Consider the following 8,988-nt stretch of genomic DNA (forward strand, 5'->3'; position numbering starts at 1 on the left):
AGCATGTGTACGGCAAGAACAAGGGCAACATGGAAGACAAGGCCCGCGTCGGCTCGGTGTATTACAACCGCGGCGTGGTGCACGGCATCATCACCGTCGAGGCGATCCGCAAGGCCCAGGAGAAATATGGCAAGGGCAAAGCCCTCACCGGCGAGCAGATGCGCTGGGGCTTCGAGAACCTCAACCTCGACGATGCCCGCCTGAAGGCCCTGGGCGCCACCGGCTTCATGCCGCCCCTCAAGATCACCTGTGCCGACCACGAAGGCCCGGGCAAGGTGAAGTTCCAGCAGTGGGACGGCACTCAGTGGAAGGTCATCAGCGACTGGGTGGACTCCGATCGTCCGCTGGTGCGCGGCATGATCGAAGAGTCTGCTGCTGCCTACGCCAAGGAAAAGGGCATCAAGCTCCGCGACTGCAGCAAAGAGAGCTGATCGGGCGGCGGGTCGGTTTTGCTCCCGGCCTGCCCCGTCAAACCTGTCGCGGCGAATGCCTTCACCCGTCGCCGCCTCCGTGGGCGAAGGCATTCGCCCCCTCATTCGGATAGCCGCCATGTCATACCTCAGCATCAATAACATCGAGGTCATCTACGACCACGTGATCCTCGTGCTCAAGGGGGTCTCCCTGCAGGTACCCCAGGGCAAGATCGTGGCTCTGCTGGGTGCCAACGGGGCAGGCAAGAGCACCACGCTCAAGTCGATCTCCAACCTGCTGCGCGCGGAGCGCGGTGATGTGACCAAGGGCAGCGTGGAGTTCAAGGGGGCACGCATCGACCAGCTGACCCCCGCCGATCTGGTCCGCCGTGGGGTCATCCAGGTGATGGAGGGGCGCCACTGCTTTGCCCACCTGTCCATCGAGGAGAACCTTCTCACTGGCGCCTACACCCGCAGCCAGTCCCGGGCCGAGCTCAAGGACAGCCTGGACAAGGTCTATGCCTATTTCCCCCGCCTCAAGACCCGGCGGACCTCCCAGGCCGGCTACACATCGGGCGGCGAGCAGCAGATGTGTGCCATCGGCCGGGCCCTGATGGCCAAGCCCGAGATGATCCTGCTGGATGAGCCGTCGATGGGCCTCGCCCCGCAGATCGTCGAGGAGATTTTCGAGATCGTCAAGGACCTCAACAGCAAGGAGAGCGTGAGCTTTTTGCTGGCCGAGCAGAACACCATGGTGGCGCTGCGTTATGCGGACTTTGGTTACATCCTGGAGAACGGACGGGTGGTGATGGAGGGGGAGGCTGCTGACCTGCGCACCAACGAGGATGTGAAGGAGTTTTATCTGGGGCTTTCGTCAGAAGGGCGGAAGAGTTTCAGGGAGGTGAAGCATTACCGCCGGCGCAAGCGCTGGTTGTCCTGACCGGCCCAGGCATGCGCACAACATCCGCCCGCGGAGAAAAAATGAACTATTACGACGCCCGTGAAACCCGTGATCCCGCCGAGCGGGAGCATGAGCTGATGGCTCGGTTGCCGGTCCAGGTGGCCCATGCCCGGACCCATGCGCCGGCATTTGCCGAACTACTGAAGGAGGTGGTCCCGGAAACAGTGACCAGCCGGGGAGCTCTGGCCGCTTTGCCGGTGATCCGCAAATCCGAGCTCTCCGGTCTCCAGCAGGCGGCCCGCCCCTTTGGCGGGCTGGTGGCGCTCAAGTGGGGTGCCGGATGTGCCCGGGTGTTCGCCTCTCCTGGCCCGATCTATGAACCGGAGGGCGCGCGCAAGGATTACTGGCGGCTGGCCCGGGCGTTCTACGCCGCAGGTTTCCGGGCGGGGGATCTGGTCCATAACACGTTTTCCTATCACTTCACGCCAGCCGGATCGATGATGGAGAGCGCCGCCCATGCCCTGGGGTGCACCGTCTTCCCCGCGGGCGTCGGGCAGACGGAGCAGCAGGTGGCTGTCATGGCCGACCTGCGCCCGGATGCCTACACGGGCACCCCTTCTTTCCTGCGCATCCTCCTCGACAAGGCTGATGAGCTTGGCGTCAGGGTCGACAGCCTGAAGAAAGCCTTCGTGTCCGGCGAGGCGTTTCCGCCCAGCCAGCGGGAAGCCCTGGCGCTCCGCGGGATCCAGGCTTACCAGGCCTATGCCACCGCCGACCTGGGGCTGATTGCCTTTGAGACGCCGGCCCGGGAAGGGCTGGTCGTGGACGAGGATGTGATCGTCGAGATCGTCCGCCCCGGTACCGCTGACCCGGTGGCCCCCGGAGAAGTGGGTGAGGTGGTGGTGACCAGCTTCAATCCGGATTATCCCTTGATCCGTTTCGGCACCGGAGACCTGTCCGCCGTGCTGCCGGGCATTTCTCCCTGTGGTCGCACGAACACCCGGATCAGGGGCTGGCTCGGCCGGGCAGATCAGACCACCAAGGTGAAGGGCATGTTCGTCCACCCGGGTCAGGTGGCTGCCATCCTCAGGCGTCACCCGGAGATCGGGCGGGGGCGGCTGGTGGTGGACAATCCGGATCACTCCGACCGGATGACTCTGCACTGTGAACTGGATGTCCCGCCGGAAGGATTGGCTGCGGCGGTGGCCGATTCGATCCGTGAGCTGACCAAGTTGCGGGGACAGGTGGCGTTCTGTGCCCCGGGCACCCTGGCCAATGACGGCAAGGTTATCGACGACATCCGGACCTACCGGTAAATCCTTGCTCTTCAGTTGGATGTGTCTTGCCGCGCCGGCCTCTCCCCCGGCGCTTTTTTTGCGCCCGAAAAATATTTTTCCGGTGCTGCATCCAAAGGGCTCTCCCGTGGGTAGTGGACAGGGCGACACCTGCGTTGTGCAGGCCGACAAACCATCGACTCCACGGAGAGAACCCATGAAACTGCACCCAACCCTGAACCTGATCACCCTGGCCTCTGCTGCAACCCTGCTGGGAGCCTGTGCTTCCATGATGGGCGGAGGGGCCGCCCATAGCCAGGCCAGCCTGCCGGAAAGCGTTCAGGTCCCCGCAGGCCACCGGGTTGCCTGGGAGACGGCCGGCAGTGGAGAAATCACCTATGAATGCAGGGAGAAGGCCGCCATGCCCGGTCAGGCCGAATGGGTATTCGTCGGGCCGAGGGCGGTCCTGAAGGACCGGAGCGGTCAGTCCGTAGGTCGTTATTACGGACCTCCTGCCACCTGGGAAGCGCAGGACGGCTCCCGTCTGACGGGTACGCAAGTGGCCGTGGCGCCCGCCGGCGCAGGCAATCTGCCTTACCAACTGGTCAAGGCCAATCCGGCCATTGGTCCGGGTGCCCTGATGGGGGTGAGCTACATTCAGCGGGTTGCCCTGAAGGGGGGTGTGGCGCCTGGCAGCGAGTGTTCCATCAGCACTCAGGGACGCCGGGAGCAGGTGACCTACCAGGCCGACTACATTTTCTGGAAGCCTCTCTAAAGCCGTGCCTCCCGTAGCCGTAAGGAACTGAACTTCCATCCTGCGCTGGGGCCCCGAGTCCCGGCTCTTCGATCTTGTCCGTTCCCGTCAGTGATTTCGACTATGAAGCGGCTCTGCTTGCCTGTGCAGCCGGCAAGCAGGCGGCCCTGCGCGCCCTCTATGAGCAGGAGGGCGCCCGCCTGCTGGGGGTCGTGCAGCGGATTGTCCGGGACAGGGCGCTGGCGGAGGATGTGCTCCATGACGCCTGTCTGAATATCTGGACCCGCGCTGGCAGCTTCGATCCGTTCCGAGGCTCGGCCCGGGGCTGGATCTACAGCGTGACCCGGAACCTGGCCCTCAATGCTGTCCGGGATGGTCGCCGTGAGGTGGGTATGGATGACGAAATGGTCCAGGCGCTGGATGTCCGGGAGGCGCTCGAAGCCTGGCATGACACGACGGATGCCTTCGACTGGCGGGCCAGTGCCGGGCGCATGGAAGGCTGTCTCGAGCAACTGGAGCCCGTCAGGCGTAATTGCATCCTGCATGCCTATGTGGACGGGCTGAGCCATGGGGAGATTGCCCGGCGCCTGGAGGCGCCGCTGGGGACGGTGAAGGCGTGGATCCGGCGTAGCCTGGGCGCATTACGGGAGTGCATGGAATGAATCGTGGATCCCCCGAAGCCCGGGAGCTGCAGGCCCTGGCCGGAGAGTACGTGCTGGGGACCCTCGGTGCTGCTGAGCGCCGCAGGGTTGAGGCACGCCTGCCCACAGATCCCGAGCTGGCCGCAGCGGTACGGGCGTGGGAGGAGCGCCTGTTGCCCCTGACAGCCCTGGCCGAGCCGGTATCTCCTCCGGATCGTCTGTGGCAACGGGTCGAACGCAGCCTGGGCGCACTGGCTGGCTTCCCTGCTGCGATGCCCCTGTCCCGCCGGCCGTGGTGGCGGGATTGGAACAGCCTGACCCTCTGGCGTGGCCTGGCAGCATCGGGGTTTGCGGCGGCGGCGGTCCTGGCGGCGGTGCTGGTCGGACGTCTGGCGGAGCCTTTGCCTGCGACCCGTTTCATGGTCGTACTGGTGGCGCCGGAGGATCGGGCGCCCGGTTGGGTCGTTCAGACCCGGACCTCCGGTCAGATCGAGCTCGTCCCCCTGGGTGTCGTCGAGGTACCCGCCGACAAGGCGCTCCAGTTCTGGACCAAGGCGGACAGCTGGAGTGCGCCTGTATCCCTGGGGCTGGTCACCCCTGGGCAGAGTGCCAAGGTGCCCGTCTCGGGCCTGCCTGCCCTGCAGCCCAATCAGCTGTTCGAGCTGACCCTGGAGCCCCGGACGGGCTCACCCACCGGCCGGCCCACTGGTCCGGTTCGCTTCATCGGTCGTGCGGTCCAGGTGCTGTAAGTGCTGACTCCCGGAGGCGTCCCGGGGTCTGCGCCTTTCCTGCCGGCTTCTGGCACACTCCGCCCCTCTGTTTACCTGACGCGTCCTGAATCATGCAGAGTTTCCTGCTGCTGCTTCCCGATTTTGCCTTGATCGCATTGGGCGCCTTGCTGCGGCGTCATGGTGGATTGGGCGAGGGCTTCTGGGTCGGGGTGGAAAAGCTGGTGTATTTCGTCCTTTTTCCGGCCTTGCTGTTGAACGCCCTGGCCCGGGCCCATATTGATCCAGGGAGTTTCGCGCCCCTGTTCGTCGTGGGCCTGCTGACCATGACCAGTGGTTTCATCCTGGCTTTTGCCGGGCGACCCTGGATGGGACTGGGCCCGATGGCCTTCGCCTCCCGGGTGCAGTGTGCCTACCGGTTCAACACATATATCGGGATTGCCGTGGCTGGCAAGTTCGGTGGTGCGGCGGGTGTGGCCGCGATGGGGGCCCTTTGTGGCGCGATGGTTCCCTTTGCCAACATGGCTGCAGTGGGCCTGCTGGCCCACCATGGCCAGGGCCGTCCCTGGCATGAGCTGTCCCGCAACCCGCTGATCATCGCAACCCTGGCCGGGATGGTCCTCAGCATGACGGGGACCGCTTTGCCCGCACCGTTGATGCTTTTTCTGCAGCGGCTGGCTGATGCTGCGGTGACCCTGGGGCTGCTGGCGGTGGGCGCGGCCCTGAGGGGGGGAGGTCGTGAGGGGGGCAGGGCGGGAGCGCTGTATCTGTGTGCCGTCAAGTTGCTGGTGCTGCCGGCGATTGCCTGGGGGCTGGGTACCCTGTTCGGGCTGTCGGGGGGCGCCTTGGCAACGGCCGTGCTCTTCGCTGCCTTGCCGACGGCCTCCTCTGCTTATATTCTGGCCATGCGGATGGGAGGGGATGGCCCCGGGGTGGCATGGCTGATTTCAGCCACCACGGTACTGTCGGCAATCACGCTCACCGCATGGTTGAGCGTGCTGCGTCAGATGGCATGACCGGTTCGCGGGTGGAATGAAGCCCACCCGCGGGTCTTATTTGGAGGCTCCGGTCTTGGCCGGCGCAGGGGGGCTCTGAGGTGCCGCAGGGGTGGCCGACCTGGCCTGCTCGGCGGCGTTCTGCATCAGGTTCCAGGGCCACATGCTGCTGGCAAAGGGATTGGGCTGACCGGCCTGTTCGGGGGTGCCGCCTTCCGATGCCACCTTGCTCATGGCCTGCATGGCGGCAATCGTCGCACGCTGCATCTCGAGGCCCTGAATGGCCATCTGCAGGGAACTGAGGTTCATCTTCAGCCAGCTTTCCACCGCCTTCATGTCGGTTATCCGCTTGTCCAGTTCGTCCACATCCAGGGTCGGGGTCACCATGCCGGGCAGGTTGAAGCCCATCTTGCTCCACATGCTACGCATGAATTCCATCGGATCCTGAGTCTTGTTTTCGTTGCTCATGCTGCTCCCCCTGTTCTGGATGTGTTGTTGACCATTGCATGGTAACCGAAGGGCGATCCGGCTGCATCAGGCTTGGGTTTTGCGCTGCAGCAGTGCCCGCAGCCTGGCTGGACGGACCGGTTTGTGCAGCAGGGGAATTCCGGCCTGCTGGGCTCCCCGGGTGATTTCGGGGGAGGTGTCCCCGGACAGGATGATGGCCGGGATCGGGCGGTTGAAATGCTGGCGAAGGCGGATCACCACGAGGTGCCCTGCACCGGAGAGGTCCATGCGGTGATCACAGATCATGATGTCGGGTAGCCAGCCGGCGGGTAAGACATCCAGCGCGACGTCCGCATTGCTTGTGCTGGTGACCTGGCATCCCCAGGATTCCAGCAGGCTGGTGGTACTGGCCACGGCCAGGGCATCGTCGTCCACCAGCAGGACCTGCAGTCCGTGAAGGGCGTGGCTGGCAGGGGGCGGGCTCCCCTCCAGAAGCACCCCGGCAGCAGCGGCGGGCAGCTCGACGGCAAACAGCGCGCCTTGCCCCGGTGCCGAACACAGGGTCAGGTCGTGCTGCAGCAAGGTGGTCAGGCGGCGCACGATGGCCAGCCCGAGACCCAGGCCCTTGGCCCGGTTGCGCTCCGGGTTGTCCAGCTGGACGAACTCCTGGAAGATGGCCTTCTGGGCTTCCGGGGCAATCCCGGGGCCATTGTCGCGGACTTCGATACGGACCTTGCGGCCGCGTTTTCGGCAGGCCACGAGCACCGTCCCCCCGGGGGCGTAGCGGAGCGCATTGGTGATCAGGTTGTTCAGGATGCGTTCGAGCAGCAGGGGGTCGCTGTCGGCCCACAGGCTGCTTGGGCGCATGCGCAGGCGCAGTCCCCGCAGCTCTGCGTCCCGCCGGTGGTCCTCCTCGATGCGGTCGAGGAGGGGTTGAAGCGCAAAGGGCTTGATCTGGCGGTCCAGGACGCCGGCATCCAGGCGGGAAATGTCGAGCAGGCTATCCAGCAGGTTTTCCATTGTCTCGGCGGAGATGGCTATCTGCTCCACCAGCTTCCGGGTGTCGGAGGCATGGCTCTTCTGGACCAGCTCGGCGACGAACAGGCCGAGGGCATGCATGGGCTGCCGCAGGTCGTGGCTGGCCGCAGCCAGGAAGCGGGTCTTGGCCTGGTTGGCGCGTTCGGCTTCTTCCTTCTTCTCCTTGAGCTCCCGGGTTGCCGCGTCCACCCGCCGTTCCAGCTCTTCCCGGGAGGCGCTCAGCTTGTCAGCCATATCGTTCACGCCCGCCGCCAGGATCTGCAGGCTCTTGCCGCCCTCCACCTGTACCCGGATCTTCATGTCCCCCTGGCCAAACCGGGAGACCGCCGAGGCGATGCGCAGGATGGGGCCGGATATGCCCCGGCTCATCCGGATCGCCAGCGCTGCGCTGGCTGTCAGTACCACCAGGGCCATCAGCAGACCATTCTGGAGCAGACGCAGCTGTTCGGCCCGCAGGGAGTCCTGGCTCATTTCCACCAGCACTTCGCCGTGGGCAGTGTCGGGAGGTGGGAGGATGCTGCTGCCGGGTTCGAGGAAGGCGTCCTCGACATTGATCTGCGGACCGCTGACAGGTTCCTGGAAGCGCAGGGGCGTCCGGCCCTGGCTGCCGCTCAGCCGCACCGCGCCAGGCGACGGAGGGGGCGGAGGCTTGCTGCTGTCGGCCAGGACTTCCTGCTGAGGGCTGAACACGGCGACCCGGACCACGTCCTGTTCCTGGAGGATGGAGGTGGCCAGTTTGCGCAGGCTTTCCAGATTGCCGGAGAACACCCCGTACTCACTGGCTGCTGCGAGCTGCCGGGCGAGGGCCTTGCCTCGCTGGGTATGGGCTTCTTCCAGGTCGGACAGGCGGGAGCCGAGAAAATAGGCCATCAGCACCAGGGCCATGACCATGGTGGGCAGGATCGCGATCAGGACGGCCCGTGGGCGGATATCCCACTCGTTGATGGGCGCGATCATGGCGCGCCCTCGCTACGTTCCAGGCGCTCACGGAGGGTCTGTGCGTCTTCGAGCACGATCCCCAGGGAGCGGGCTACATAAGGGTTGGTGCTGACCCGGAACTGGCGCGGGTGGGCCGGGGAGGGCAGGCTGCCTGTATTGAGACCCTGACGGGCGGCTTCGCCAGCCTGCTGTCCGACCTGGGCAGGCGTGCTGTAAAGGGCGATCAGGGCACCCGCCTTGGCATAGGCTGGCGAAAAGCCGACGACCGGCGAGTGATGATGGTAGGCCGTCAGCAGGATGTTGGATATGGTCCGGTTGTTGAACAGCATGGAGTCCGGCACTGCCAGGAGAATGCCCGGTTCCCGCAGGGCCCTTTGCAGGGTGGGGTAGAGTTCGTTCTCCTCGCTGATCTGTTCGAGGATGGTGCGCATGCGCTTGTCCCGCGCGCTGGCCTGGAGCCTGGCAGCCAGCTCCGCGCTATCTCGTCCGGTAATCAGGGCGACCCGGTTCCACTCGGGGAGGGCGATGCGCAGCAGTTCGATCTGACGTGCCGGTGGCTGGTCAATGAAGACGGCCGAGATCCGACGGTTATCCTCGTGGCGGAGGGGCAGGCGATCGTAGGCGCTGCGGGGGAGCAGGGTGTGCAGGATCAGGCTGCGGGGAGCAAGGCCGCTGGTGAGCTGGGCAGCACGTGCGCCCAGGGTGATCACGAGATTGCTGGCAGCCAGGCTGGGGGCATCTTCGGGGCGCAGGGGGAGGCCCAGGGTCTGAACCCGGTGTCCGCTACCCCGTAGTTCGGCACCCAGCGCCTCTATTGCCTCACGAAAGGCGCTGCTGTCCTCGCTGGCGATGATGCTGACC

General features: G+C 65.4%; 9 protein-coding genes and 1 pseudogene. 7 read left to right on the forward strand and 3 right to left on the reverse strand.

What is annotated here, in order from left to right; translation table 11 throughout:
* From PHD22_RS15350 to PHD22_RS15380, 7 genes and pseudogenes are all read left to right on the forward strand, one after another.
* Positions 1-431, forward strand: a pseudogene (locus PHD22_RS15350) (ABC transporter permease); the annotation flags it as partial.
* 118 nt (positions 432-549) lie between these two features.
* Positions 550-1,350 carry an ABC transporter ATP-binding protein gene (locus tag PHD22_RS15355; RefSeq protein WP_299868793.1) on the forward strand — a complete coding sequence of 267 codons (801 nt, stop codon included), beginning with the start codon at positions 550-552 and terminating at the stop codon, positions 1,348-1,350.
* 41 nt (positions 1,351-1,391) lie between these two features.
* Positions 1,392-2,627, forward strand: coding sequence for an AMP-binding protein (locus tag PHD22_RS15360; RefSeq protein ID WP_299868796.1), 1,236 nt, complete (start codon positions 1,392-1,394; stop codon positions 2,625-2,627).
* 175 nt (positions 2,628-2,802) lie between these two features.
* On the forward strand, positions 2,803-3,360 hold the full coding sequence (locus tag PHD22_RS15365; protein WP_299868799.1) for a DUF3455 domain-containing protein: 558 nt from the start codon (positions 2,803-2,805) through the stop codon (positions 3,358-3,360).
* Between the two features lie 74 nt (positions 3,361-3,434).
* A complete protein-coding gene (locus tag PHD22_RS15370; RefSeq protein ID WP_299868802.1) occupies positions 3,435-4,001 on the forward strand; it encodes a sigma-70 family RNA polymerase sigma factor in 567 nt (188 codons plus the stop codon).
* The gene (locus PHD22_RS15375) at positions 3,998-4,729 is read left to right on the forward strand and encodes an anti-sigma factor (RefSeq protein ID WP_299868805.1); all 732 of its coding nucleotides are present in this window, start codon (positions 3,998-4,000) and stop codon (positions 4,727-4,729) included. Before PHD22_RS15370 ends, PHD22_RS15375 begins: the two co-directional genes overlap by 4 nt.
* Before the next feature lie 92 nt (positions 4,730-4,821).
* Positions 4,822-5,724: an AEC family transporter gene (locus tag PHD22_RS15380; protein WP_299868808.1), complete on the forward strand. Its 903-nt coding sequence runs from the start codon at positions 4,822-4,824 to the stop codon at positions 5,722-5,724.
* 36 nt (positions 5,725-5,760) lie between these two features.
* On the opposite strand, the gene PHD22_RS15385 is transcribed toward PHD22_RS15380, so the two are convergent.
* From PHD22_RS15385 to PHD22_RS15395, 3 genes are all read right to left on the reverse strand, one after another.
* Positions 5,761-6,171 (reverse strand): PhaM family polyhydroxyalkanoate granule multifunctional regulatory protein, encoded by a 411-nt coding sequence (locus PHD22_RS15385; RefSeq protein ID WP_299868811.1) that lies wholly within the window; start codon positions 6,169-6,171, stop codon positions 5,761-5,763.
* Between the two features lie 66 nt (positions 6,172-6,237).
* A complete protein-coding gene (locus tag PHD22_RS15390; protein WP_299868814.1) occupies positions 6,238-8,145 on the reverse strand; it encodes an ATP-binding protein in 1,908 nt (635 codons plus the stop codon).
* Positions 8,142-8,988: ABC transporter substrate binding protein (locus tag PHD22_RS15395; protein ID WP_299868816.1), on the reverse strand; the 847-nt coding region annotated here is incomplete at its 5' end. The genes PHD22_RS15395 and PHD22_RS15390, both read right to left, overlap by 4 nt.

It is taken from the genome of Zoogloea sp., assembly GCF_028693495.1.
In the GTDB taxonomy this organism is placed as follows: Bacteria; Pseudomonadota; Gammaproteobacteria; order Burkholderiales; family Rhodocyclaceae; genus Zoogloea.

Coding starts and splice junctions, on each gene's coding strand:
- PHD22_RS15365 (WP_299868799.1), top strand. CDS start 2,803: ATGAAACTGCACCCAACCCTGAACCTGATCACCCTGGCCTCTGCTGCA.
- PHD22_RS15360 (WP_299868796.1), top strand. CDS start 1,392: ATGAACTATTACGACGCCCGTGAAACCCGTGATCCCGCCGAGCGGGAG.
- PHD22_RS15380 (WP_299868808.1), top strand. CDS start 4,822: ATGCAGAGTTTCCTGCTGCTGCTTCCCGATTTTGCCTTGATCGCATTG.
- PHD22_RS15390 (WP_299868814.1), bottom strand. CDS start 8,145: ATGATCGCGCCCATCAACGAGTGGGATATCCGCCCACGGGCCGTCCTG.
- PHD22_RS15385 (WP_299868811.1), bottom strand. CDS start 6,171: ATGAGCAACGAAAACAAGACTCAGGATCCGATGGAATTCATGCGTAGC.
- PHD22_RS15355 (WP_299868793.1), top strand. CDS start 550: ATGTCATACCTCAGCATCAATAACATCGAGGTCATCTACGACCACGTG.
- PHD22_RS15375 (WP_299868805.1), top strand. CDS start 3,998: ATGAATCGTGGATCCCCCGAAGCCCGGGAGCTGCAGGCCCTGGCCGGA.